The organism is Kosakonia quasisacchari (assembly GCF_004331415.1).
GTDB lineage: Bacteria > Pseudomonadota > Gammaproteobacteria > Enterobacterales > Enterobacteriaceae > Kosakonia > Kosakonia quasisacchari.
Map to the genome: position 1 here is coordinate 1 of NZ_SJOP01000067.1, position 823 is coordinate 823.

1 pseudogene is annotated in these 823 nt (G+C 58.6%); it reads right to left on the reverse strand.

Going from position 1 to position 823, the window contains the following annotated elements:
* Positions 1-823 (reverse strand): annotated as a pseudogene (locus E0L21_RS24690) (IS3 family transposase); the annotation flags it as partial.

Genomic DNA, 823 nt, shown 5'->3' on the forward strand with positions numbered 1-823 from the left:
CCAGTGCAGAATGGGGACGTCTCTGATTATAGTGTATGCGCCAGGCCTCGATTTTGCACCGCGCATCCTCCAGGGACATGAACCAGTTCTCGTTCAGGCACTCCTGGCGCAGCCTGCCGTTGAACGACTCCACCGTGGCATTGTCCGTTGGTGTTCCCGGCCGGGAAAAGTCTATACGGATCCCCCGTTCATACACCCACTTGTCCAGCATTTTTCCTGCAAATTCAGAGCCGTTATCGGTTTTCAGCAACTGTGGTAAGGGGCGTCTGAGCGCAATATTGTTCAGCATCCCCGCCACTTCCGTTGAGCGCAGATTCTGGCCCACACAGATCCCCAGGCATTCACGTGTGAACAAATCGATTATCGTCAGCAGGCGTAACCGCCTTCCGTCAAACAGCGCATCGGAGACAAAGTCCATACCCCAGACATGGTTCGGATACAGTCCCTGAGGCTGTGGCTGTCGCCGCTGTGCCGATTTATTGCGATGGGGACGTTTGAGACGCAGGGACAGGCCCTGCTCGCGGTAGAGACGGTAAATGCGTTTATGATTATCCCGCCAGCCCTCCCGCCTGAGCAGGATGTGAACCCGCCGGTAACCGTAATGCGCGCGGGTTTCCGAGATCTCGCGGATACGCAGGCGCAGCGCACTGTCATCGGCCGCCACAGAACGGTAACGGAACGAACTGCGGCTGACCTGCAGCGCAAAACAGGCCTGCCGTTCGCTGGCCCCGTAGCGTGCCTGCAGATCCCGGACCCATTCGCGCAGTCGCGCCAGCGTCAGGTCTTTTTTGCCAGCACGTCCTGCAGCATCGCCTTGTCGAGG